Raw genomic sequence first — 24,737 nt, 5'->3', positions numbered from 1 at the left:
TTGCCAATTATTATTAATCTAATAAAATCTGGTTTTTTATTTTCTAATAATATTATGTCTTATACAACAGTACATATGCGGCATACGAGTAGTGGGTCCAGTAGTTCTAGAGATGCTAAAGATGTCTTTATATCTGGTTGTCGTAATGATTTTGATTTTAGTCAAATTACTTCTGAAAAAATTACTAAATTAAGTAAAGAAAAACAGACGTATTTTTATAAATGTGATGATGCGATCAATAACAAATTTTCAGTAGATTCACTGATTTATTACTCATCATTTATTTTGCCTATTATTTGTATTCTTATATTTATAAGAATGGGTAAAAAGCATTATCGAATTGCTGAAGAGAAAATTAAGAATGCAAAATATCCTGCGATTTTTGCTAGAAAACCAGAAAACAATCCTTCTAATTCCATGGAGATAGCTCTAGTAATCGGCGGTGTATTAGCAGTGCTAATCTATATATTAATTTATATCGTTCATATTATTGTAGTAGAAATTAAATATTGACATTACATAAGAGAAATTTTTTAAAGAATTAAAAGTTACCGCTTATCAGTTTTTGATTAATTTTTTTATATGCTTAGCTATACTGTTTGCTCAAATAAAAAGGAAGATTACATGAATAAAATTATTTTGGGTTTATTAATTAGTAGTGGAATTTCAGTAAATACTTATGCTGCCTGTACTTATAATTTTGATGTAACTCAGGCTCAAGTCGATGCAAAAAATGCTGCAGCTGGAAGACAGATTAAATTAATGTCTCCAATTAATATTGCTGAGCAAAAAGGAACTGCAACAGTTACTTATATTGGAAATATTCCTGTAGATCAGGTAGCAACATCTAACAAAATGATCAGTTCACCGTCTATACAAACTCCTCTAATTGATAAATCGGTTGTAGGAAATAACATAGTTGCTGCAGAATTTATTTTTGATGCTTCAAATCTAAAAAATATTGTACTTGGTAACAGTTACGAAGTTCAGCAAATGGCTTTTCAAATATTAGGAGCTTCTAATTTAAAAAATGAAATTAGTTTAGATCTGGGTTATGGATTAATAAATAAAGATACTAGTCTTGCTGATGGAAACTATGTGACACTAACTGGAGTTACAACAAAAAGAGATACTTCAGGGGTGGTTGTTGCCAAAGAAGTTGATCGAAAAGTAATCCCTGTTTCTATGCCAACAGATGGCAAATTTAGAGTTGGGCTTTACTTTAATCAGGTCAGTAAACAAATCGGGTATATCATCAACGGCACAAATTATGGATATCTTAATTTAGTTGCTGAAAATGCCCTTAAAAATATTGGCTTTAATGGTGTGGCTATACAATCACCAAATCCTAATTCTAAATTTTTAGGTAAAACTGTTTCAGTTCAGTTAGTAACTGATAAGTCAAATATGCAGTTCACATATCCAACTGGTTCCACTGATATTTGTGGAAGTACTATTTAAGAACTTTATTTGATTAAAAACCACTCATTTGAGTGGTTTTTAATTTGAGAAATCTATGAGATGGAAATAAAAAAACTGACTGATTTTAGTTTTGATGCAGATAGAACAACAGGGGATAAGATAAAAAATTACCATGAAGTTCGAGCAGTCTTTGATGTATTCAAGGCTAACTGATATAAGAACTTACGAGCTTCCCATATTTTTTCTGTTGGATCTACTGTACTGTATTTAACTTTAATTTAACACTAACTAAGTTTTTACTCTCACTACTAAAATATCATTAAGATTTAAGCCACCTTTGGGTGGTTTTCCGTTTTCTGAACTGTTAAATTTAACTCATTATTAAAGTGGGTAATATCATGAAAAAAATACTTTTATTGGGTTTTGTCGTTTCTTTGGTTGGGTGTGCCACAACGCCTATTTCGACAACTATGGCAAAGCAATCACCCAAAGAACGTTTATTAGCTTATCAAGAAAATAAAGATGGTTATGCTGAAGTTGAAATCACTAGAGATACTGGCTTTCTAGGTAGCGCTTGTTATTTAAGTGTTCTCTTTCGTAATGAAACTATTGGACGTTTTGATACAGGTGAGAAAGCAACATTTTATTTACCAGTAGGGCAATGGAGTATGGCAGTGGCACCTGATCCTGAAGGAAAAGGACTGTGTGCTGGATCAAGCTTTAACCCTGCCTTTGAGAAACAAAATATCAAACCAAATGTTAAAAATATTTTTCGCATAAGTTCTGGTCCATATCGTAGACCTAGATTGTTACCATTATAAATCAGATATAAGTATTGAATTTTATTGGATTACATTTATGCAGAATCAAAATAACCCAATTGTTAATAATATAGACTGATAAGTGTAAATCTGAACGTTCAATGCTAGCTGACTTTGCTACTGTAAAGCTCTTAAGTGAAATACTTTACAATTAATAAAACTAATATTTTGATAAAAGCCCTTATTAGGGGGGCTTTTGTTTTTTATTTGATAAAGAATATTTTAAAAAATATATTATTTAATTGTATTTATTAAATAATATAGAAATATTAATTTAATTTATTCAATAATTAATAAGTTTTATTAAAAAATAAAAGCTTTTAAATGATAGTGTTTTACCACCTAAATAAAATAAGTAATTGTATTTTAATGATATTTTAAAATTTAAATAAATTACATTGTTTTTAAATATTTTAGTGATATTTTATTTTTAAGCTCATTTACCTATTATCACGCATAGATACTGTGATTTTTATCATTTTAGGTTTGGGATAACCTAAATATCTTTTGGTAATTTTATTGAACCTAATATTTATTCTTTAGGGAGAAGGAATATATGTGGGAATTATTTGTAATTCTACTTTCACTTGGGCTGTTAATGTATACAGCTTACAAGGGCTTTTCTGTCATTCTTATGGCACCAATTTGTGCCTTACTTGCTGTTCTACTTATTAACCCAGCTAATGTTTTACCATTTTATTCGGGTGTCTTTATGCCGAAAATGGTGAACTTTATTAAAGATTACTTTCTTGTATTCTTGCTTGGCGCAATTTTCGGTAAAGTCGTTGAAATGTCAGGAATTGCTGAGTCTATTGCTCGAACCATTGTGAGATGGATTGGGGCGAAAAAGGCAATTTTAACCGTTGTACTTTTAGGTGCAATTTTGACCTACAGTGGAGTAAGTTTATTTGTTGCTGTATTCGCAATTTATCCTTTTGCAAACCAGCTATTTAGACAAGCCAATATTCCAAAACGTTTAATTCCGGGAACCATCGCGCTAGGCGCATTTACATTTACCATGGATGCATTGCCGGGTACGCCACAAATTCAAAACGTAATTCCAACTACATTCTTTGGCACCAATATTTATGCCGCACCATTTCTAGGAATTATTGGTGCTATTTTTGTTCTATGCATGGGTTTGAGCTACTTAGAATGGCGTCGTCGTGCTGCTGCAAAAGCTGGAGAAGGGTTCTCTGGGTTTGGTGTAAACGATACACCATCTCAAGAAATTGAAGCCGATATGAACTTGCAAACCAATGGAAGTACGGCTCGTCAGTTTTTAGCGTTTGTACCTCTTATTCTTGTTGCAGTAATGAACAAATATTTGTCTAAAGCAATCAAAGAGTGGTACCCAAATGGCTTTGATTTTGCCACTGTTGGTTTAGCTGACTACACCGTAGATGTAGCAAAAACTGGTGCGATCTGGGCGGTTGGTCTTGCGCTCATTGTCGGGATTATTTCTGCAATTTTATTTGATTATCAACGTGTCGTGACGAATTTTAAAGAAGGTATTAATGCCAGTATTGGTGGCTCACTTTTAGCAGTGATGAATACGGCTTCTGAGTATGGCTTTGGTGCAATTATTGCGTCATTACCAGGCTTTGCCATGATTAGTCATGCAATGAGCAGTACTTTTACAAACCCTTTAGTGAATGGGGCTGTGACCACAACAGTATTAGCAGGTATTACCGGTTCGGCTTCTGGTGGTATGAGTATCGCTTTAAGTGCGATGGCTGAACACTATAATGCCGCGATTTTAGCTGCTGGTATTCCACCAGAAGTCATGCACCGTGTGGTTGCGATGGCGTCGGGTGGTATGGATACCTTACCGCATAATGGTGCTGTTATCACTTTACTCGCTGTTACAGGGTTAACCCATAAACAATCGTATAAAGATATTTTTGCAGTTACGGTAATTAAAACATTAGCGGTATTTGTGGTGATTACGGTCTTTACCGTAACGGGTATTGTTTAAATCAGCACGTTATAAGTATTAAGGAGTAAATAGATGACTAAACTTTTAGACGGTAAAGTTGCTTTTATTACAGGTTCTGCAAGCGGTATCGGTCTAGAGATTGCTAAGAAATTTGCTCAAGAAGGTGCCAAAGTTGTTATTTCTGACATGAATGCTGAAAAGTGCCAAGAAACGGCGAACTCACTTAAAGAGCAAGGTTTTGATGCGCTATCTGCACCATGTGATGTAACTGATGAAGATGCTTATAAACAAGCCATTGAGCTGACTCAAAAGACCTTTGGAACCGTTGATATATTAATTAATAATGCTGGTTTCCAACATGTTGCACCTATTGAAGAGTTTCCAACGGCAGTTTTTCAAAAGCTAGTTCAGGTTATGTTAACAGGGGCATTTATTGGTATTAAGCATGTTTTTCCAATTATGAAAGCTCAAAAATATGGTCGTATTATTAATATGGCTTCAATTAATGGCCTAATTGGTTTCGCTGGAAAGGCAGGTTATAACAGTGCTAAACATGGCGTGATTGGCCTAACAAAAGTTGCGGCATTAGAATGTGCACGTGATGGTATTACGGTAAATGCTCTATGTCCGGGTTATGTAGATACACCATTGGTTCGTGGGCAAATTGCAGATTTGGCTAAAACCCGTAATGTAAGTTTAGACAGTGCGCTTGAAGATGTAATTTTGGCAATGGTTCCTCAAAAACGGTTGCTCTCTGTTGAAGAAATTGCTGACTATGCAATTTTCCTTGCGAGTAGCAAAGCAGGTGGGGTAACAGGCCAAGCTGTCGTGATGGATGGTGGTTACACCGCTCAATAATTTAAGTATTTTATAAAAGCCGCTTATTTTAAATGGGCGGTTTTTTATTCGTTAAAATTTACGATAGTCTACTATTCGAAATAATGATTTATCTCTACTCTAGTTGCTTATAAAAAATCTAATAAAATAAGTTTGTTAAAGTATGAAATTATACTTTAAAGGTATTTAACTTATTTCCATTTTTAAAATCTAATAGAGTATGAGAAAGTAATCTTTACTCTCTTTCTTGATTCGATATTTTTCAGGAAAACTCGTCAATTAAAGGATATTAATTGGCATACAAGTTGCTTTTTAAGCAATAAGTTATTTAGCTAGGTGAAAAGGATATGAAATCACTCAGCCAACAGACGGAACTCAATCATTATTCACGCAAAGCTGAATTTGCGCAGAATTTGATGTCCACAATTTGTGGGGAACACCGTCTAGACACCATTTACAAAGATACTCTCGATTTTCACTATGACGGAATGCGTTTGCCTAATAAAAAAATGGCAATCGGTACAATCAGTTATGGTGCAAACGTTGCCATTAACATCTCAAATTTAAAAGCGTATAGCATTAGCTTACCTATACAAGGGCGACAAGCCCTCAACATTCGTGGTGCTCATTATCAATCTGATGAAAACAGGGGCCTTATTGTTTCAAACAACGATCAGCAAGATTTGATTATCGATAAAGATTGCAGAAAATTTCAGGTGGTTATTCCTGAACGAAGTATGCAGATTGTCCTTGCGGATCTACTGAATAAACCTATAGAAGCTCCCATTATTTTTAATCCTGAAATGCATTTAGACTCTGAGCAACTTATTGGTGCATGGTGGAAGAACATTCAAAATTTTGTACAGTTAAAATCGCAATATAGCAATTTTTATGGTTTGCAGATGTTGTCTGAAGACTATGAAAATTTTGTAATTAAAGCGTTATTGTTGTCTCAAGAAAATAACTACTCTGAAGCCTTAAAGTTACTCTCACATCAGGATGAGCCAGCGTATATTCGTAAGGTTCGTAATTTTATTATTGAACATGCGCACGAAGAAATCTGTGCAGAAGACCTACAACGTCTGGCTGGGGTTTCAAAATCAAAATTGTATGATGAATTTCAACAGTACTACGGCACCAGCCCAATGTCGTACTTGAAGAAATATCGTCTCCAACAAATTTATAAAATCCTGAGCACCACAGGAGCAGATAGAAAAGTTTCTATTTCAAAGCTTGCTTATGACTGGGGCTTTAACCATTTAAGTCGTTTTTCTCAAGAATATCGTGAAGAGTTTGGAGAAAATCCAAGTGAGACCAAAGGCAAAATTTTCTGATATTTAACTTTCGCAATAAAAAACTGATTTAGGCAACTAAATCAGCTTTTATTTATCGCTTAATATTTATAGACTTTCTTCTAGCTTTAACACTTGTTTGCTTTTAGATTTTTCATAGATCACTTTGAGGCTAAGTGCAATAAATGAGACGAAGGTTGGTAGTGCGAGAATAAAGAAAATACCGCTTAAGCTTAGGTTGAAAGTAAAAATAAGCGAGCCAAAGAAAGCACCTAAAATTGCACCGATACGACCAATACCATGCATCCATGAAACACCAACCGCGCGGCACACTGCTGGATAGAACATAGCTGCAAGTGGTAGTAATGAAGACTGAGCGCCAGCGAGTAATGCACCAATTAAGAAAATAGTAAGACCTAACAAGAAAATATTTGAGCTCACCAGACCAGCAACAATGAATAGGCCGAAAGCGATGAGATATGAATATTTAATCACTGTAGTTGGATTAAGTTTATCCATGTACCATCCCATAATGGTTGCACCAATCACACCACCAAAAGGGAAAATCGCTGCAATTAAACTAAACTGTTGAGTACTAAAACCTGCTGTTTTTAAAATCGTTGGCATCCAGCTTGTTAAAAGATAAAACACCAATAGACTGGTAAAGCAGCAGAGCCAAAGCATGCTTGAACCCCAAAGGTATTTTCCTAAAACCACTTTAACCGGATTTTCATCTGAGGCATTTTCTGCTTGAGTTAAAACAAGTTTTACCGGTTCTTGGAACGAATGGCCTTGAATGTTTTCTAAAATACGCTGAGCTTTATCTTGTTGATGACGTGTAATTAAGTATTGTGTTGATTCAGGCAATTTAAGTAATAAAACAACCACTAAAATTAGGGGAATACTTCCGCCAATAATAATCACTTTCGCCCAGCCATAACTTTCTAATAGATAAGCTGATAGCACACCGCCGCAAGAAATACCCAACATAAAACCACAGCCAGCAAGACCAGTTAGGAATGCTTTACGTTTTACAGGCATATATTCAGAGACAATGGTACTGATGTTTGGCATGGCTGCGCCTAAACCAACACCTGTAATAAAGCGATAAATCATTAAGTCTTGGGTTGAATTGGCAAAGCCACACAAAATTGTAAATATTGAAAATAAAAGGCTTGTAAAAACAATGACACCTTTACGTCCAAACTTATCGGACAAAGGCCCAGAAATGATTGCACCGATCGACATGCCGACTAACGCAGCACTTAAAACAGGAGCAAGTTGAGGCTTGGTAATACCCCAATCATCCAGTAAGGCTGGAGCAATAAAACCAATAATTCCCGTGTCTAGACCATCACAGAAAAAGACGAAAAAGCCTAGGATAAAAACTATCCACTGGAGTGGAGACAGTTTTTCGCGGTTGATAATCGTGTTTGCATCTATCGTTTTCATACGTATTCCTTATTCATTAAAATTTTTTGCTGTAATTGACGAAGAAACGGTTTTCAGAGAAATCGTTTCCATGCTTAACGTCGTAATTGATGAAGATGTACTGAAGAGCTAAGCCTTTGAGGAATGGCTGTTGAAGGGCATAATTCACAATAACGTTTGCTTCACTTTCTTTATTTTTTAAGCCATCTGCTGTTTTGAAGTGATCGCCATATACATATTTGAAAGTGGTATTTAAACCAGGCACATAATCTTTAAAGTCATAGCCATAGATGAAGTGATAAGACTTTTCATCTTGTTTGAAGAAACCAGTGGTGTTCCAGTTAATGAAATAAGTTTCAGGCAAGAAACCATCTGGTAACGGGTAAGCAGACTCACCAATAATTTGCTGATAACCCAAACCAAAGCTATGATTTTTTACTTTAAGCGTTTCTAGTAACCCTACATTTTGTGCATCGATGTCAAAAAGATTTCCATTATCTTTGGCATTGAAATATTTGAATTTTGAATTAACTGAAAAATTAGATTTTTTCCATAGGTGGTCAACGCCGACATAATGTTTGTTATATAAATCCTCCATATTTCCAAAGTAATATTCACCCTTCAACGTAGGCGTAAATTGATAGCGAAGATCTATGTAGTTAAGTCCATCGGAGTAGCCAGTCACACCTTTTGAAGTAAAAGAAAATCGATGAAAATCTTCTTCATTTCGCGGCGATACTTTTTCAATACGACCAATTTCTGCAAAAAGCTTATCGTTTAGCTGACTCTTAAGATTAGTTCCCCAATAAGACGTCAGAAGTTGTCGGCTTGCATCTACAGTTGTTACGGGTAAATCCAGCCATAATTCACCAATGCTTAGTAGTGTCTTGTTATAGCCTAACTTTAAAGTCGCGCCATATTTTAGATAATCAGGTGCTTGGGACTGCGTGGCTTTATCAAAAGGTAATACCGTATCTGCAACATGTTTATCTTGGCTTAAACGAACCGCATATTGTGCTGAAGCATTTGCGCCAATTTGAATCGGGGTTCCTCCAATTTCTAACGGCGTATCATGCATATTTGAGTTGAAAAATAGAGAAACTGATTGTGACCAGCTACCTGTATCTTTTACATCTGGATTGTCATAGTTTCTGTCTATATATGCATTTTTTGATGTAAATTTCCATTCTTCATCCGCTGAATAAGCCTGAGTAGAAAATGCACTACAACATAAAATATTGATGAGCATTAACGTTTTTTGTTGTCCATAAATTGGCCATGGTCGATGCATAAATAAACGCCTTAATTTAGAAAATGACTGGGCTTTTTTATGTAATCAAATTAATTACATGACTTGATTGAACTATTTTTAGCCAATCGTCACTATCCAATAAGTCCTAATCTTCATCCATTTTTTCCAAATGAGATAAAAAGTATTAATTTAATTTTTTAATTTAAAGTTATGAAATTTATTAGTTTTCTTATTTTTAGTGTTTTATCCATTTTTATTGATTTTGATAATTGCGCAGAGATTGGATAGTGCTTGCAGCTTTTGGACAGCCTAAAAAAATATTCGGATAGAAGATAAAGCCATAACAATGTCAGGAGTTGACACTATGGCTGGTCAAATCGTTCAAATTAAAACAGCATCTGGAAAGCAGTTCAGTGCATATCTAGCAACACCAGAAACAGGAAAAGGACCTGGAGTTGTGCTTTGTCAGGAAATCTTTGGGGTGAATGCAGCCATGCGAGAAAAAGCAGAATTTCTTGCAGAAGAAGGCTATACCGTTTTAGTTCCTGATTTATTTTGGCGTGTAGCACCTAATATAGAACTGGGTTACACACCAGAAGATTTTCAAAAAGCTTTCGAGCTTTATCAGCAATATGATGAAAATCTTGGGGTTGAAGATATTCAGGATAGCTTAGCTTTTTTAAAGACTCGACCAGAATGTGACTCCTCTACAGGCCTCGGTGTGGTGGGGTACTGTTTGGGTGGAAAGCTAGCTTACTTGGCAGGTTGTCGACTTTCGGAAGTGGCATGTGCTGTAGGTTATTACGGTGTAGGCATTGAAAAAGAGTTAGATGAGTTAGCTAACGTAAAGGGTCGTTTGGTTTTACATATTGCAGAACTGGACCAATTTACACCGCCAGATGCGAGACAAGCGATTGTTGATGCGGTCAACCAATATTCAAATGTACAAACTTATGTTTATGAAGGTGTTGATCATGCTTTTGCACGCCCTAAAAGCAATCATTATCACAAACCGTCAGCACGTTTTGCCCACGAGCGTACAGTAACCGCTCTACATGACACGATTGGACCAAAATATGACTTAGTTGCGCTATGGGAAGAGCATATTCGTCATGAGTTTGATACGCGTGATGTGCCAGCAACCATGGCAACGATGGTCGCAGAACCTTATGTCAACCATATTCCAACTTTAACTGGTGGTGTAGGCCAAAGCCAGCTTGCTCGTTTTTATCAATATCATTTTGTTCACCAAAACCCGAAAGATATGAAGATTACTTCGATCTCTCGTACGGTTGGCTCAACACAAGTGGTCGATGAGTTCATTATGAGCTTTACCCACGACGCTGAAATTGACTGGTTATTACCGGGTGTAAAACCGACTGGTAAATATGTCGAGATTCCAATGTTGGGTGTAATTCAGTTCAGAGGTTCAAAGCTGTGTCATGAGCATATTTACTGGGATCAAGCATCGGTGCTTGTTCAAATTGGTTTATTAGACCCGGCAGGTTTACCCGTTGCAGGTGTAGAGACCGCGCGAAAACTTCTTGATGAAGATCTTCCTTCAAATACGTTGATGCCATCTTGGTCAAGTAGTGAAGGCAAACCAGTCAATTAAGGAGTATCTACAATGAATATAGATTTAAAAGGAAAAGTCGCTGTGGTAAGTGGCGGTGCAACACTGATTGGTAAAGCTGTTGTACAAGCTTTGGTAAGTGCAGGTGCTCATGTCGCTATTTTAGATATTGATGCCAAAGGCAAAGTGATTGCAGAAAGCTTTAACCATGACGTGATGTTTATCCAAACCGATTTAACCAGTGATGCAGCTATTCAACAAGCTGTGGCAGATATTCACCAACATTTAGGTGAAGTGAGTTACTTAGTCAATCTGGCATGTACATATTTAGATGACGGTTTTAAATCCTCACGTCAGGATTGGTTACAAGCACTCGATATTAATTTGGTCTCTACCGTTGAGCTGAGCCGTGCTTTTTACAATGACCTAAAAAAGCAGCAAGGTTCAATCGTTAATTTTACTTCAATCTCGGCCAAAGTGGCACAAACAGGGCGCTGGTTATATCCAGTGTCTAAAGCCGCGATATGTCAACTCACACAAAGCATGGCAATGGATTTTGCTGCCGATGGTATTCGCGTCAACTCAGTTTCACCGGGTTGGACATGGTCTCGTGTTATTGCAGAAGTCAGCGGTAATAACCGCGAAAAGGCCGATAGCGTGGCAGCCGATTATCACTTGTTAGGTCGATTGGGTCATCCCGAAGAAGTTGCCAATGTTGTTTTGTTTTTATTGTCACCCGCTGCGAGCTTTGTGACCGGAGCAGATTACGCAGTCGACGGTGGCTATTCAGTAATGGGCCCTGAAGGATCACAGCCCGCTATTCCACGTTTAGCCGAATAGCACAGCGTTTTAAAAGCACATTTAGAAAATTATGGAGAATATTATGCGCCGTATTGCAATTGTTGGAGCAGGACAGTCTGGTTTACAGCTTGGTTTAGGCTTATTAGATATAGGCTATGACGTGACAATGATCACCAACCGAACTGCCGATGAAATCCGCCAAGGCAAAGTCATGTCAAGCCAGTGTATGTTTCATACCGCTTTACAAACTGAACGTGACTTGGGACTGAATTTTTGGGAAGAGCAATGTCCAGCGGTAGAAGGTATTGGGCTGGCTTTAGTTACTCCTGAAAATGGTGGTAAAGCATTTGAATGGAGTGCTCGTCTTGAGCGCTACGCTCAATCGGTCGATCAACGTGTCAAAATGCCATATTGGATGGAAGAATTTGAACGCCGTGGCGGTCGATTAGTAATTCAGGATGTGGGTATAGAAGAGTTAGAACAACTCGCAAATGACTACGAGCTTGTATTACTCGCGGCTGGTAAAGGTGAAGTCGTTAAACAGTTTGAGCGTGATGATGCACGCAGTGTCTTTGATAAACCTCAGCGCGCTTTGGCTTTGACCTATGTCAAAAACATGAAGCCAATTTCCCCATACTCTCGTGTGACTTTTAACATTATTCCTGAAGTCGGTGAGTACTTTTCATTTCCAGCACTTACCGTGAATGGTCCTTGCGACATTATGGTGTTTGAAGGAATTCCAAATGGACCAATGGATTGCTGGCAAGATGTGAAAACACCTGAACAGCATCTGCAATGTAGTTTGGACTTACTCAAGAAATTTGTACCTTGGGAATATGAACGCTGCGCAAATGTTGAGTTAACCGATGCTGGTGGATATTTAGCAGGGCGTTTCCCACCGACAGTACGCAAACCCGTTTTAACCTTACCGTCTGGCAAGAAAATTTTTGGTATGGCAGATGCCTTGGTGGTGAATGACCCGATTACTGGTCAAGGCTCAAACAACGCTGCTAAGTGTAGCAAAATCTATTTCGATGCCATTTTAGCCAATGATAATCAAAACTTTAGCGAACAATGGATGGTTCAAACTTTTGAACGTTATTGGGCTTATGCAGAAAAAGTGGTGGCTTGGACCAATAGCCTGTTAGTACCGCCGCAACCCCATGTTGTTGAGCTATTAGCAGCCGCAAGCCAAAACCAGAGCATTGCTTCCATTATGGCCAATAACTTTGATGACCCTCGTGCCTTTGCTCCTTGGTGGTTTGATGCAAATCAGGCTCAAGCATTCATGGCCTCAAAAACCGCAGCAAAAGTGGCTTAATAGCAAAACAGCAAAGGGAGATATGAAAATGGACACAATTGAAACTTTAGCTTTACAAGCAATTAATGCAGAAAACACAAGAGAAATCCGTAATTTGCTTGGACAGTTTGCAACTGGCGTTACCGTGATTACAACTCGTGGTAAAAATGGTCGAAAAATAGGAATGACAGCCAATTCCTTTTCATCACTGTCTTTAGATCCGCCATTAATTTTGTGGAGTCTTTCAAAAACAGCGCCAAGTTTGTCTGATTTTGTTGAAGCTGAATATTTTGCCATTCACATGTTGGCACAAGAGCATCATCAGCTTTCAGGACATTTTGCTCGAGGTGCTGAAGATAAATTTGCAGGCATTGCCCATCAGCAATGCAATGCAGGCATTCCAATTTTATCCGATGCACTCGCAACCTTGGTTTGCCGCAATGTAAATCAGTATGAAGGCGGCGATCACCTGATTTTCATTGGTCAGATTGAACAATACCAACAACGCCAAGGTGAACCTTTGGTATTCCATGCAGGAAAGTATCGGATTGCCGCAGAGCATCCAGAATTAGCACATTAATTCACCACAATCACGATCAATCCGGTCGTGATTTTTTTATAGGAAATAAGAAGATGAAAAGCACTTTAATTAAACATGGCTTTTTAGCAGGGACATTGTTGGGTTTGCCATTAGTTTCTCATGCCTACGATTTACCGACCGTAAACTTAGGTATGACCAGCTTTCTCGATGGAGGTTTACCCGCAGGGCCTGGCTGGTATGCTCAAACTTACTTTCAAAATTACGATAGTAATAAACTGGTCGATGCCAATGGACAAAAATTAGGTTTACCTAAAACAGATTTAAATTATCAAGTACTGGTTGAACAGATTAGTTATTTATCGAATGTCCGAGTAAAAGATAAAGCTAGCCTAGGCATGAATTTTTTAATTCCTTTTGTCAGCAAAATGGATGTGGATGATGGCTTGAATAATGCTGCAATTAAGGCCCAAAGTGGCTTTGGGGACATTATGATTGGACCTTTTATTCAGTTCGATCCAGTCATGGGCGCGCAAGGACCGAAGTTTGTACATCGTTTTGAGTTTCAGGTGAATTTACCTACTGGCGAATACGATCAACAAAAAGATATTAACCCCAGTAATAATGCTGTTTCATTTGACCCTTATTGGGCTGCAACGTATTGGTTTAATCCTAAATGGACTGCATCCACACGTATTCATTATCTCTATAACTTTAAGAATAATGACCCAAGCTATGCTTTTGCTGGAGCAAATGATATGCAAGCTGGGCAAGCAATTCATGCAAACTTTGCAACAGACTATGCCATTACTGAACAGTTCCGTTTAGGACTAAATGGCTATTGGCTAAAACAAGTCACTGATACCGAAGTCGATGGTGAAAAAGTTAAAGGCCGACGTGAACAAGTTTGGGCTATTGGCCCAGGCGCAATGTATAGTTTTTCTAAAAATGATCACTTGGTTGCAAATGCTTATTTTGAGCAAGATGCTGAAAACCGCCCAGAAGGTACGCGACTACAAGTTCGTTATGTTCATCATTTTTAAGTCATAAAAAAAGCCTTTTATATCTAAAATATAAAAGGCTTTTATCTATTTGTTTTAAGAAAAAATTGAAGTAATTAAACCCGAGCCGTCGACTTGCCCTGAACGGCGTGTAGAAGAGGGTAACTCACCATAACGGCGTTTGTACTCTTGAGAAAAACGGCCTAAATGGGTAAATCCCCACTTAAATGCAACGTCTGTGACTGATAGATTTTCATTGTGCATGAGCTCTAAATGAGCTTGTTCAAAACGTAATTCTTTAAGATAAGACATTGGGGTAGTCCCCAAATAATTTTTAAAGCCAGTAAATAGTGTTCTCACACTCACGCCCGCATGTTCAGCTAAAATTTCGACATTAAGTGGCTCATGTAAATGTTCTTTAATATAGGCTTCTGTGCGCTTCACGAAATAAGGAGAGACTGTTTTTTCTTTATGCTGATCTATTTTATGTAATGCATTATTGGGTTGACCATAAATGAGAGCATTAAACAAATTTGACTCAAATTGTTTAAAGGCTAAAGGATGATGGAGTGGATGTTGATCACATGCTAAAGCATCCATCAGTGTTCTAACGAGCTGTAAAAAGTAGCTTCCACTTTGTGTAGCAAAGTCTAATTTTGGGTCGAAAACAAGTAAGTTATTTTCTGAATCAGCAATGTGTTGACGGCAATGGTAGGTAAAATCATCCTTTGAAACTTTTAGAATAAGCTGTGGTGAGTTCGCATGCCAGCGCATACGTAAAGATTGCTGAGGAGAAATAAGAGAAGCAACTTGAGAATAAGAAATAAACTTTTGTGAACCGAATTCGATTTCTGCGTAGCCTTGAGTTGGAATTTGAATTAAGTAAAAGCTATCAAGGTGATCTGGTTCAATAATGACATCCGCACCATATTCCAAGCGACTAATAGATAGTGCGCCTGTTTTAACATGGTGCATGGTTGCACTGAAATCTCGCTTCTGCTGAGAGATTTTAAGATCATGCGGTTTAAAAATTTGGCCTACATTTCGGCAAGTTTCGCTTAAATCGTGGTGATCGAACACCAGATTATGATTGGTAAAGATAGACTCATTTTGAAAATGACGCCCACTGAGTTCTGGGGAGTTGGCTTGGTTCATATTTATCCCTTTTGGCTCACTCCTGTATTTACTTGTATTGCAAGAGCTTTAAAACTTCGCTGCACAGCAAGTAAATACGGCACTTAAAAAATTAAGTTACTCGCAAATTACAATGAGATATAAGCAAAATACAGACCAATTTAACCGCTAGTTAATGTGATTTTCTCAAATTTTTACATCGGATTTTGTCCATCAATTTAATACATTTGAGAAATAGAATAGAGGGATACAAAAGGTGCTATAAGTTAATCTCATCATGATCTTATTCCTTAAGATCTATCAAAATTTATAGCAAATCCGAGTGAGCTGGTCAATTTATTTTGTCGGAATTTGTTATTTTATGTTGTTGATATATAAAAACTTTTAATTTAAATGCAAAAATTCAATATACCCCCTACAGAGTATATTGAATCATTTCAGGTTTTAGTGGTTTTTAAATTATTTATACTTCAACGTGAGGTATTACTCTGTAAAAACTTCTCGCTGTAAATACGGTAGTTTTGCAAAGATTGTTCATCTAACCAATTTTTAACAGCTTCAATCATTGGTGGTGGACCACATAAATACATATCAAAAGCCTGCTCGGCCAATTGATCTTTATTTAAGTGCTCATGAATATAGCCTGCTTTGCCTTGCCATGTTTCAGTTGCTTTAGTCACAATCGGGTGATAACTAAATTTTGGTAGCTGCTCCGCGTAGGCATGTAAACGTTGTTGTTCACACAAGTCAGTTTCATTATTTACGCCGTAATACAACTGAACGGCAGGTGAGTTAGGCTGCTCGACCAAGTTATCAAGCATTCCTAAAAATGCGGATAAACCTGTTCCACCCGCCACAAAAACTAGTGGTCGTTCTACTTCACGTAAGTAGAAACTACCAAGCGGCGCTTCGATGAATAGGGGCTGTCCAACCTGACAACGATCACGCAAATAATTACTCATCACACCATCAGGCAAGAGACGAATTAAAAACTGTAATTGATTGGTTGCGTTTGGTCTATTTGCAAAAGAATAAGAGCGCCAGTCTTCAGTATCTGGAATTTGCAAACGAGCATATTGACCCGGCAAAAACTGAAGTTGTGCGGTATGACTGCTCGCATCAAGATGTAAAATTGCTGTTGTTTCAGAAACCAGCTCAACCGCAGTCACTTTGGTTTCAATTTTTAAGGTATCACCAGCATTACAGATAGCAGAATCATGATCGAAATAAAAAGCTGCATCGGATTTCACACGTGTCTGGCAAGCTAACATTTTACGCTCAGCCAAATCACGCTCACTTAATGCATCTTCATCAACATATTCTTGTTCATAAATACCAGTTTCACACTGACCCTGACAGGTACCACAAACACCTTCACGGCAGTCTAGCGGTAGGTTAATTCCTTGGCGAACTGCTGCATCAAGCAACAATTCGTCGTTATTTACTGAAATGAAAAAGGTTTTGCCATCGGCAAAGTTAAGTGCAACTGAATGTCCCATTTTCATTCCCCTTAAACGTGATAGAAGTCTAAAACGGAATCAATTTTGTCATTAAGCAAAATGCTGTGCTGAAGACGAATACGGAAACCATCTGCAGTTTGGCGTAAAAGATAAGTGGCATGTCCGTAAAAACATCCTTCTAAACCTTGACGGTTATAAAGCGTTTGCCATGCAACTTTTGCTTCAATTAATCCATCATCCAGTGTTTTAACTCGAATGTTGTTTATGCTGTGCAAAGTACGTGGTAACGGTGTTGCAGACGCCGCTTTTCCGGTACGAATACGGAATACACGATCTTCAAGTCCCGTACGGTCCGCATAATAAATATAAGACAAGCCCTGATTTGGATCTTGAACATAGTTATGGTCATCAATCCACTGTGGAATATGATATTCACTATCTTCATCGTAAAGCTCTAGGTAGGCATCCCAGTCATAAGCGTCACAAAGTTCTGCTTTTTTGTACAAAAACTGAGATACAGCAAAATATAGTTCTTGTGACATGGTTACACCTCATCCATTACGGCATTGTTTTCAAAAGTAATATCCTGCATTTTCAAGGCTTTCTTATTTAAGCCATCGAGCATTAGACGTTGCCAGTGTCCATGTTGGTTTACATAGAGTCCTTCATGGGTAAACTCTCGGCCAGTAATAACGGGTTGAATACCTAAATCTTGTGAGTTTTTAGTTGCGCCGTATTCCCAAGACTGACAACCACGAGAAATATCGCTCCAACGTTCAAGACGTGCCTGAAAACCTTTTTGCTGCTCACGGAATTCAACTAAATCATCTGGTGTACCAAGGCCCGACACATTAAAGAAATCTTCAAACTGGCGAATACGGTTACGGCGTGCTTCTGCAGATTCACCTTTAACGCCAATACACTGACTAATGACTTCGGTTTTATTCCATGCCACAGGGCGAACAATACGAAGCTGAGAACTAATTTGGTCCATAAAAAATAGGCTAGGGTACAAGTTCAAGTTTCTTAAACGGTGCATTGCCCACTCAGCATATTTGTCGCCATATTTTTCGACCATATACGGCATAACTGTGCTGTAGCCCGGACGAACAGTTGGGTTCGGCATGTCACTAAACAGCACGCTATGACCATTTTTGAAACTAAACCAGCCATCGTCAGTTTCTGAATCACCAGCACCTAACTTGCTATAGTCAAGCGTATCGAGTTCTTCACCTTTTGATGCATTGACTTGTTGGCGGTGTTGGACTGTAGAAACATAGTTATAGTGAACAGTACTTACATGGTAACCATCTAGGCCATTTTCATTTTGTAGCTTCCAGTTACCTGCAAAGGTATAAGACGACTTGCCTTGAAGTACTTCCAGTTCACCTGTTGGCGACTGATTAACCATTAAATCAAGGAACAGTTTTGCATCACCTAAAAAGTCTTCTAGAGAATCTGTTGCTTGAGTATCAAGGCTTACAAATACAAATCCACGGTAGCTGGCAATACGGCCTTGTTTTAAGCCACGGCTTGATTTATCAAAATCTTCACAATATTCACCAGGTGCTTTGACTTTCACCAAACGGCCATCTGACTTATAGCACCATGCGTGGAATGGACAAGTAAATGTAGATTGGTTGCCTTTAGCAACCCGTGTTAAGGTCGCTCCACGATGCTCGCAAGCATTGACCATGGCATGTAGTTCGCCTTTACCATCACGGCTCACAATAATCGGTTGACGACCAATTTGAACTGTTAGGAAATCATGATTGTTTGGAATCTCACTTTCGTGACATGCATAAATCCAAACCTTTTCAAAAATAAGTTCCATTTCCAAGTCAAATAGTTCAGGCTCAGTAAACATATTACGTGCAATACGAAACACGCCATCGTTAGGACGGAAGTCGATACATCCATCTACAAAATCATTCCATTGTTTTAAATTAGATGAGGTCATTTGCTCAATCCTATTCATTCAGCTTTTACCTGATTGAACCGCGATTAGGCTTTGGCCTCTATCCGTTTTTTCCAGATCTTTATCCACTTTGTGCAGTTTTGATTTTTAATAAGACTATTTTTAAGAGTTAATCGAGATTTAAATTTGTATATGTCTTAGCTTGTTAAACTTCCCTATAATGTTAGCGAGCATAAAATAAACTTTTGTGAACTAAGTCTATGAAAGAACAAAACTTAAAATTACAGATTAGAATTCTTTTAGAGCAGAACATTGCGTTTGGTCCGGGTAAGGCAGACTTACTTGAAGCAATTGAGAAAACTGGTTCGATCTCACAAGCTGCAAAATCTATGAATATGAGTTACCGCCGTGCATGGCAGCTGGTAGACACTATGAACCAGTGCTTTGAAACAGCTTTAGTTGAAACTCAAACAGGCGGAACACATGGTGGTGGGGCAGCTGTTACAGCTTTAGGCGAGAAAGTCTTACAGCATTATCGCCAAATGGAAATCAATGCTCGACAAGCCTTAGAACATGATTATCAAATTATGAGTAGCTATTTAAAGAAATAAGATGAGAATTATTTTATAAATCAAAGAATTTAAGCGAGAATCAGTTTTGCTTAACTATAGGTTTTTAGTTGCTCAGAAAAAATATCCATCTTTATAAATAATTTCTACTTTTCATCGTCTATGGTTATCGCTATATTCTTGGGTATATATCGCTGCAAAAAACGACAAAAAGGTAAAATATAATGGTAAGTGATACGAAGATAAAAAAGTTGGTTTTAGTCTGTTCAGTCCTCAGCATAGGATTGGTCTTTAATGTTGCAGCCAAAGCTGAATCGGTTACCGTTTATGCAGCAGCGAGCTTAACCAATGCGATTAACGATTTAGAAAAAATTTATGAAAAACAAAATAAAGTAGAAGTTAAAACTTCATATGCAGGCTCATCGACATTAGCCAAACAAATTGAAGCTGGGGCGCCAGCTGATGTATTTATTTCAGCAGATACCCAGTGGATGGATTATCTGCAAAATAAAAAATTAGTTGCAACAAATGACCGTATAAATCTATTAGGCAACCGTCTGGTTCTAATTACCCCTAAAGGGCAGTTACTAAATATAAAACTAGATAAAACGACCGATCCCAATAAAGTATTTACAGGCAAGATTTGTACAGGGGATACCAAAAGTGTGCCTGTCGGCAAATATGCTAAACAAGCTTTTAATAATTTAGGTTGGTGGAGCCGTATTGAGCCAAAGTTAGTTGAAACAGAAGATGTTAGAGCGGCATTAAACTTTGTTGCGCGAGGTGAATGTCAGGTTGGCATTGTCTATGCAACTGATGCAGCGATTAGTAAAGATGTAACAGTAGTTGGTGTATTTCCAGAAAATACCCATTCGCCAATTACTTACCCTGTAGGGATAGTTAAAAAGAATCCAAACTCAACAAAGTTATATCAATTTTTACAAAGCAACCAAGCCAAAGCTGTTTTTAAAAAATATGGCTTTAGCGTATTGGCTCCAGCAAAACCATGATGTTCTCTTTAACCCCAGAAGAACTCAGCGTGCTACAACTTTCTTGTAAGGTAGCGGCAAGTTGTCTTGTGGTCAGCATTATTCCTGCAATTTGTGTGGGATGGTTTTTGGCACGTAAAGAGTTCTGGGGGAAGTCATTCATTGAAACATTGGTGTTCTTACCTTTGGTGTTACCGCCAGTTGTTCCAGGTTATTTGTTATTACAAGTTTTTGGGAGTCGCGGCATTATTGGGCAATATTTGGCACCGCTCGGAATTGATTTTGCATTTAACTGGAAAGGCGCCGTTCTTGCCTCGGCAGTGATGGGTTTCCCGCTATTGGTTCAATCTATTCGATTAGCAATTGAACTGGTCGATCAGCGTTTAGAAATGGCAGCCAAGACATTAGGTGCCTCATCTTTAGGTGCCTTTTTTCATGTCACGTTGCCACTTGCCAGCAGTGGTATTTTAATTGGTGCTATTTTATGTTTTTGCCGTAGTTTAGGTGAGTTTGGTGCGACCATTACCTTTGTGGGTAATATTTCAAATGAAACGCGTACTTTGCCTTTGGCTATGTATAGCTTAATGCAACAGCCCGATACAGAAGCAGCTATTCAAAGGCTTATTGTTTTATCATTAAGTGTGGCTTTTTTAGCCTTATGGTTTGCACAGTGGTTTCATCGTTATCAAAAGAAGCGTTTAGGACGGTAAGGTTATGTTGATTGATTGCCGTTTTCACCTACAGATGGGTCAATTTCATATTGAGCCTAGTTTCCAGTCAGATGCTTCTGTTATTGGGCTATTTGGTGCCTCTGGGTCAGGTAAAACATCAATTTTACATGCCATTGCAGGGCTGAACACTCCGCATAGTGGACTCATTAAAATACAGAATCAAACATGGTTTGATTCAGATCAAAACATTAACTTAAGTACTCAAAAGCGGCATGTTGGATTGGTTTTTCAAGATGCTCAGCTTTTTCCGCATAAAACGGTAAAGCAAAACTTATTATTTGGTCTTAAGCACTTGTCCCAACAAGAACGTCACTTTGAAGCAGATTATATTATTGAATTATTAAAGTTAAGGCATTTATTAGAACGTATGCCCATCAAACTCTCAGGTGGTGAAAAACAACGCGTAGCACTTGGTCGAGCATTGTTATATTCACCTAAGCTGTTACTACTTGATGAGCCATTATCAGCACTAGATGCGAATCATAAAGCTGAAATTATTCCTTTTTTTCAGAAGGTAAAAGAGGAAATAAAAATTCCGATGATTTATGTGAGTCATGATATTCAAGAAATTAAACAACTGACCGAAACAATGTGGATTTTATAATTTTTCATATTTCACACATTATTTCAGTCTAGTTAGTTCATGGTTATTAGTTAGCCCATAAACTGCCTGTTGGAGCAGATTTTCGGCGATCTTGAGCTTGTTGATAAAAACGCCAGAAAGCGAAAGCAAAAATGATAGCTAAGAAATCAACCACTAAGATTTCTCCGCCATGTACCCATAAGCCACTTTGAGGAATGAAGTAGGCTAAAAGGGATGTAAGCGGAATCGCAAATAACACCAAAACCATGGTTAACAACAATTGTGGTAAAGCTTTTGCATAGCCAATCACAAAGGTATAAATCAAACTCAGTAGGAAAATCGCATAATAACCATACATAAAGAGGTGATTCATGCTTTCAATATTGAATGCTGCGAAAAGCCAACGACTGGCCAACATTGTACCTACGACAGCTAAAACACACCCTAAACATGCACCTATCGTTAAGTTCGCAAGGAACACTACATCTTTACGTTGAACAGGAACAGGGTCTTCTGCACGCTTTTGTTTACGTGCGCGGGTTTCAACCCAAAGAATATTGCCCGTATAAAATAAGAAAGCGCCACCAACACCCAAAACAAAATAAATCCAACGTACACCTGTACCACCAAAACTTCCAAAATGCAGGCTAAACATGGCGTTGATTAACTTATTTCCAGCATCAGTTTGTGTGTTAATACCTTTATGATTAAAGTGCTCAACTGCATATGGGTTCATGCGCATAAAGTCATGATTTGCACCGCGCAACATCTGATCTGAGCTATAGAGGGCAATACGTGCATTGGCTTTTTCAGGTTTGTCTAGGCCACTGAACTGGATATAGTCAACAGAATATTCAGGCGCTACTTTTTTAGCTTGGGCTAATATTTGCTGTACATCAATCTGGGTTTGTTTAGGTTGAATCAGTGCTGGGGGAGAACGCTGAAAAACAGGCTGTCCTTTGAGTGCAAGTTGTCCAATCGCATCATAAAAAAAGTCATGAAAAGCAAAGACAATAACGCTAATACTAATAATGATGTGGAAAGGTAAGCTGGTAATTCCAATCACGTTATGTGCATCTAGCCAAAAGCGCTTTTTGTTTTTACCAGGGCGAATAACAAAGTAGTCCTTTACCAAGGTTGGTAGAAGAATAATCACTCCTGAAAGTAGAGCAAGAAAATATAAAATAGAAACCACACCCATCACATAGAGACCTAATCCGTGATGGCCTGCCATGCCCGGTATGCCTGCTGTTTCATGCAACTGTTCGATCAGCCAGCCAGCTTTAGATAAGTTTTCTTGGGCAACGATTAACTGACCTTTATCATCTAAGCTTGCCATCCACGTAGACTGAGTAGCATTAAAGCCATCTCCACGTTCATGTTCGCTCCAAGTAATGGGGGCATAGAGAAATTCATTCGATGATAAATTTAGTGTGAAGTTCTTTTGCGCAGCAGGATAGGCGGTCTGTACTTTTTGAATGAGTTCATTATATTGATCGGGTAAGACTTTCGGTAAAACTTGCTGTGTTGGCGTAGCCCACTTACTAATATGGTGCTGAAACATGCTGAGCCCACCAGCAAAGAAACAGATAAAAAGCAAAATTCCTGCACATACACCCACCCAAGTATGCATGCTTTTTGCTAATTTCATGATGTCTGAACGTACTTTCATGGTTAACCCCGTAATACAAAAATACAGCTATACGCTAGGGCATTAGCAATGGATAAATAGATAAGCGCTTTTCGTCCAGTCGTAAAAAAATAACTGCCAAACATAATAGGCATCCAAACCCAAGGAACACTCCACATACCAACTTGCACCAATAAATCCATGGCAACATAAGGCTGGCCTAATAAAACAATTAAATTACCAATCGCGATAGAAAAACTTAGACCTAAAACACCACCTGCAAAAGTTTTACTCCACCAGTCTGGCTGGATCGGAGACTGAATTTTAGCTTTCATGAAACCAGTTTCCGTTTAAAAAGCGCCATAAAAGGGAGGAAGGACCACGCAAAAATGATGAGCATGAACCAGCAAAAAGCGGCAACCACTTTCGGTAAGCTTGCAAAGAGCGTAATAAATCCAATGCCTAATAGCACTAGACCCAAATACTTAAAGAAAGTAGGAAGATGTTGAGACAACAGATTTTGGTTGCTATGACTACAATAGATACTGACGGCTCCCAACAGGGTCAAAAAAAGTCCTATAAGTTTCATAATCGATGTTTATAAGTAAATTAAAGTCAAAATTTACCCAATAGTATAAGTAAATAATAATTATTATCAAATGATAAGTATAATTATTTATGAATTTACAGTAAGTAAGTTAAGATAGGAGATAAGTCATTAAAAATATTTATTTTGAAGTCGAATCCAGTGAGTCATTATCTATATATTCCTGAACAAATCAGTAAATCAATTTATGAAATTTCGAGTCCTATTTTTCTTACATCAGAGCTATTTTGTTATGGGCTGGATTTATCGCAAACAAAGCATTTGCATATAGACCAAAGATTAGAGCATCCCCTAAAAATTGCTCAAGCGCGTGTCGAACGTAAAAATGAGTACTTATGTGGCAGGGTCTTAGCTCAAGCTGTTTTAAATCATCATTTTGGTTTAGATCAGCCAATAACCTCTATGCACGAACCTTTGCCCATCTGGCCAAATCATGTTTTGGGGAGTATTAGTCATTCACAAAATAAGTTAATTGTTGCGTTATCTAACAATGCGGTTTGTTTGGGAATTGATATTGAGCACTGGGTGACCTCTGAATTTGCTCAAGAGAGTGCACATCTTGTTTTAACACCATCTGAGTTTGATTTATGGAAAACTAAAGCCTGCGAGTTTTTTGATTTTGCCCACTATGTAAGTTTAATTTTCTCTGTAAAGGAAAGCCTTTATAAAGCGGTTTATCCTACTGCAAAGCAATATATCGATTTCTTAGAAGCATCTATCGTTGATATTAATTTTGAAAATCAAACATTAACGCTAACTTTTCTGCCAGAAATTCAGCAGCGCTATCAACTCTTAGAACAATATCAAGGTGGCTGGACCATAGAACAAGACGATATTATGACTTGGGTTTTTCAGGCACGTCATTCTGCTTAAAACAAAAGAAGGCAAATAATTGCCTTCTTTTTTATT

General features: G+C 37.8%; 24 protein-coding genes. 16 read left to right on the top strand and 8 right to left on the bottom strand.

Annotated elements, in window-relative coordinates; genetic code table 11:
- The 6 genes from AC1PJP_RS15820 (at window position 1) to AC1PJP_RS15795 (ending at window position 6,353) form a co-directional block, all read left to right on the top strand.
- Complete coding sequence (locus AC1PJP_RS15820) at window positions 1-513, top strand: hypothetical protein (protein ID WP_479767635.1); 513 nt, start codon at window positions 1-3, stop codon at window positions 511-513.
- Window positions 514-624: 111 nt separating this feature from the next.
- Window positions 625-1,461, top strand: a complete 837-nt coding sequence (locus tag AC1PJP_RS15815; RefSeq protein WP_282496773.1) for a DUF4882 family protein — start codon at window positions 625-627, stop codon at window positions 1,459-1,461.
- Between the two features lie 359 nt (window positions 1,462-1,820).
- Window positions 1,821-2,243, top strand: a complete 423-nt coding sequence (locus AC1PJP_RS15810) for a hypothetical protein (RefSeq protein WP_033852369.1) — start codon at window positions 1,821-1,823, stop codon at window positions 2,241-2,243.
- Window positions 2,244-2,799: 556 nt separating this feature from the next.
- The gene (locus AC1PJP_RS15805) at window positions 2,800-4,221 is read left to right on the top strand and encodes a GntP family permease (RefSeq protein ID WP_216070188.1); all 1,422 of its coding nucleotides are present in this window, start codon (window positions 2,800-2,802) and stop codon (window positions 4,219-4,221) included.
- A gap of 33 nt (window positions 4,222-4,254) precedes the next feature.
- Entirely contained in the window at window positions 4,255-5,040 is a 786-nt protein-coding gene (locus AC1PJP_RS15800) for a 3-hydroxybutyrate dehydrogenase (protein ID WP_031960505.1), read from the top strand.
- Between the two features lie 326 nt (window positions 5,041-5,366).
- Window positions 5,367-6,353, top strand: coding sequence for an AraC family transcriptional regulator (locus tag AC1PJP_RS15795; protein ID WP_282496771.1), 987 nt, complete (start codon window positions 5,367-5,369; stop codon window positions 6,351-6,353).
- Between the two features lie 66 nt (window positions 6,354-6,419).
- On the opposite strand, the gene AC1PJP_RS15790 is transcribed toward AC1PJP_RS15795, so the two are convergent.
- Window positions 6,420-7,763, bottom strand: coding sequence for an MFS transporter (locus tag AC1PJP_RS15790; protein WP_282496770.1), 1,344 nt, complete (start codon window positions 7,761-7,763; stop codon window positions 6,420-6,422).
- Window positions 7,764-7,779: 16 nt separating this feature from the next.
- Window positions 7,780-8,991: an OprD family outer membrane porin gene (locus tag AC1PJP_RS15785; RefSeq protein ID WP_479768248.1), complete on the bottom strand. Its 1,212-nt coding sequence runs from the start codon at window positions 8,989-8,991 to the stop codon at window positions 7,780-7,782.
- 367 nt (window positions 8,992-9,358) lie between these two features.
- Here AC1PJP_RS15785 and AC1PJP_RS15780 point away from each other — a divergent pair, with 367 nt between their 5' ends.
- From AC1PJP_RS15780 to AC1PJP_RS15760, 5 genes are read left to right on the top strand one after another with little or no spacing between them, the layout of a single operon-like run.
- Entirely contained in the window at window positions 9,359-10,609 is a 1,251-nt protein-coding gene (locus AC1PJP_RS15780) for a dienelactone hydrolase family protein (RefSeq protein WP_282496768.1), read from the top strand.
- A 12-nt stretch (window positions 10,610-10,621) separates the two neighbouring features.
- Window positions 10,622-11,407 carry an SDR family oxidoreductase gene (locus AC1PJP_RS15775; RefSeq protein ID WP_282496767.1) on the top strand — a complete coding sequence of 262 codons (786 nt, stop codon included), beginning with the start codon at window positions 10,622-10,624 and terminating at the stop codon, window positions 11,405-11,407.
- A gap of 43 nt (window positions 11,408-11,450) precedes the next feature.
- On the top strand, window positions 11,451-12,689 hold the full coding sequence (locus AC1PJP_RS15770) for a styrene monooxygenase/indole monooxygenase family protein (RefSeq protein WP_282496766.1): 1,239 nt from the start codon (window positions 11,451-11,453) through the stop codon (window positions 12,687-12,689).
- A 28-nt stretch (window positions 12,690-12,717) separates the two neighbouring features.
- Entirely contained in the window at window positions 12,718-13,248 is a 531-nt protein-coding gene (locus AC1PJP_RS15765; RefSeq protein WP_282496765.1) for a flavin reductase family protein, read from the top strand.
- Between the two features lie 53 nt (window positions 13,249-13,301).
- Complete coding sequence (locus AC1PJP_RS15760; protein WP_282496764.1) at window positions 13,302-14,249, top strand: SphA family protein; 948 nt, start codon at window positions 13,302-13,304, stop codon at window positions 14,247-14,249.
- Window positions 14,250-14,303: 54 nt separating this feature from the next.
- Here the strand turns inward: AC1PJP_RS15760 and AC1PJP_RS15755 are convergent, their stop codons facing one another.
- The 4 genes from AC1PJP_RS15755 to antA all read right to left on the bottom strand — a co-directional run bounded on the left by AC1PJP_RS15755 (window position 14,304) and on the right by antA (window position 18,761).
- Window positions 14,304-15,362, bottom strand: coding sequence for an AraC family transcriptional regulator (locus AC1PJP_RS15755; protein WP_479767631.1), 1,059 nt, complete (start codon window positions 15,360-15,362; stop codon window positions 14,304-14,306).
- A gap of 449 nt (window positions 15,363-15,811) precedes the next feature.
- Complete coding sequence (gene antC, locus AC1PJP_RS15750; RefSeq protein ID WP_479767629.1) at window positions 15,812-16,846, bottom strand: anthranilate 1,2-dioxygenase electron transfer component AntC; 1,035 nt, start codon at window positions 16,844-16,846, stop codon at window positions 15,812-15,814.
- A gap of 5 nt (window positions 16,847-16,851) precedes the next feature.
- The gene (gene antB / locus AC1PJP_RS15745; protein ID WP_282496761.1) at window positions 16,852-17,343 is read right to left on the bottom strand and encodes an anthranilate 1,2-dioxygenase small subunit; all 492 of its coding nucleotides are present in this window, start codon (window positions 17,341-17,343) and stop codon (window positions 16,852-16,854) included.
- A 2-nt stretch (window positions 17,344-17,345) separates the two neighbouring features.
- Window positions 17,346-18,761: an anthranilate 1,2-dioxygenase large subunit gene (antA, locus tag AC1PJP_RS15740; protein WP_019459119.1), complete on the bottom strand. Its 1,416-nt coding sequence runs from the start codon at window positions 18,759-18,761 to the stop codon at window positions 17,346-17,348.
- A 218-nt stretch (window positions 18,762-18,979) separates the two neighbouring features.
- On the opposite strand from antA, the gene AC1PJP_RS15735 reads away from it, so the two are divergent.
- The 4 genes from AC1PJP_RS15735 (at window position 18,980) to AC1PJP_RS15720 (ending at window position 21,612) form a co-directional block, all read left to right on the top strand.
- Window positions 18,980-19,330, top strand: a complete 351-nt coding sequence (locus tag AC1PJP_RS15735; protein WP_282496760.1) for a winged helix-turn-helix domain-containing protein — start codon at window positions 18,980-18,982, stop codon at window positions 19,328-19,330.
- Between the two features lie 182 nt (window positions 19,331-19,512).
- Window positions 19,513-20,298 (top strand): molybdate ABC transporter substrate-binding protein, encoded by a 786-nt coding sequence (gene modA / locus AC1PJP_RS15730; RefSeq protein WP_282496759.1) that lies wholly within the window; start codon window positions 19,513-19,515, stop codon window positions 20,296-20,298.
- Window positions 20,295-20,987, top strand: a complete 693-nt coding sequence (modB, locus tag AC1PJP_RS15725) for a molybdate ABC transporter permease subunit (protein ID WP_000971585.1) — start codon at window positions 20,295-20,297, stop codon at window positions 20,985-20,987. The genes modA and modB overlap by 4 nt, the downstream gene beginning before the upstream one ends.
- A gap of 4 nt (window positions 20,988-20,991) precedes the next feature.
- Window positions 20,992-21,612 (top strand): ATP-binding cassette domain-containing protein, encoded by a 621-nt coding sequence (locus AC1PJP_RS15720; protein WP_479767624.1) that lies wholly within the window; start codon window positions 20,992-20,994, stop codon window positions 21,610-21,612.
- 46 nt (window positions 21,613-21,658) lie between these two features.
- On the opposite strand, the gene AC1PJP_RS15715 is transcribed toward AC1PJP_RS15720, so the two are convergent.
- Together AC1PJP_RS15715 and AC1PJP_RS15710 are read right to left on the bottom strand one after the other, a co-directional pair.
- Window positions 21,659-23,263 (bottom strand): PepSY-associated TM helix domain-containing protein, encoded by a 1,605-nt coding sequence (locus AC1PJP_RS15715; RefSeq protein ID WP_479767623.1) that lies wholly within the window; start codon window positions 23,261-23,263, stop codon window positions 21,659-21,661.
- Between the two features lie 2 nt (window positions 23,264-23,265).
- On the bottom strand, window positions 23,266-23,556 hold the full coding sequence (locus AC1PJP_RS15710; RefSeq protein WP_479767621.1) for a hypothetical protein: 291 nt from the start codon (window positions 23,554-23,556) through the stop codon (window positions 23,266-23,268).
- 413 nt (window positions 23,557-23,969) lie between these two features.
- Between AC1PJP_RS15710 and AC1PJP_RS15705 the strand changes: the two genes are divergently transcribed.
- A complete protein-coding gene (locus tag AC1PJP_RS15705) occupies window positions 23,970-24,701 on the top strand; it encodes a 4'-phosphopantetheinyl transferase family protein (RefSeq protein WP_479767619.1) in 732 nt (243 codons plus the stop codon).
- Window positions 24,702-24,737 lie beyond the last annotated feature (36 nt).

Source organism: Acinetobacter sp. V116_7, assembly GCF_056735735.1.
Note: the sequence above shows the minus strand (reverse complement) of the source record. Positions and strands in the feature narration are given on the sequence as shown.